The 494-nt window shown below is 59.5% G+C and carries 1 protein-coding gene; it reads left to right on the top strand.

The features are described 5' to 3' along the window. Nucleotides 1-54: 54 nt before the first annotated feature. Nucleotides 55-494, top strand: a 440-nt coding sequence (locus M3P88_RS15815; RefSeq protein WP_249616954.1) for an NAD(P)(+) transhydrogenase (Re/Si-specific) subunit beta, incomplete at its 3' end; no start/stop codon positions are given.

Genomic DNA, 494 nt, shown 5'->3' with positions numbered 1-494 from the left:
ACCCAGCGCATGCTCGACATGTTCAAGAAGAAGAAAAAATAAGGACTGACCGACATGGAAAATATTTCTGCTTTGCTTTATCTGGTCGCGGCGGTGCTGTTCATCCTCGCGCTCAAGGGGCTGTCCAGCCCGGTGTCCGCCCTGCGCGGCAACCTGTACGGCATGATCGGCATGGTGATCGCGGTGTTCACCACCTTTATGATCATGGACAAGCCGGTGCTGGGCCTGATCGGCGGCGCCATTATCGCCGGTGGCGCCATCGGCGCATGGAAGGCCAAGACCGTTGAAATGACCGGCATGCCCGAACTGGTCGCCGCCATGCACTCGCTGGTGGGTTTGAGTGCGGTGCTGATCGCGGTGGCGGCGGTGTATCACACCGGTGAAACCCATACCCCGGTACAGAAGGTCGAGCTGTTTATCGGCGCCTTTATCGGTGCCATCACCTTTACCGCCTCGGTGATTGCCTACGGCAAACTGTCCGGCCGCTTCGGCGC

Origin of the sequence: Craterilacuibacter sp. RT1T, assembly GCF_023502145.1 — a bacterium.
GTDB lineage: Bacteria > Pseudomonadota > Gammaproteobacteria > Burkholderiales > Chromobacteriaceae > Craterilacuibacter.
The sequence above is the reverse complement of the archived record's forward strand: the minus strand, read 5'-3'. Positions and strand labels throughout refer to the sequence as shown.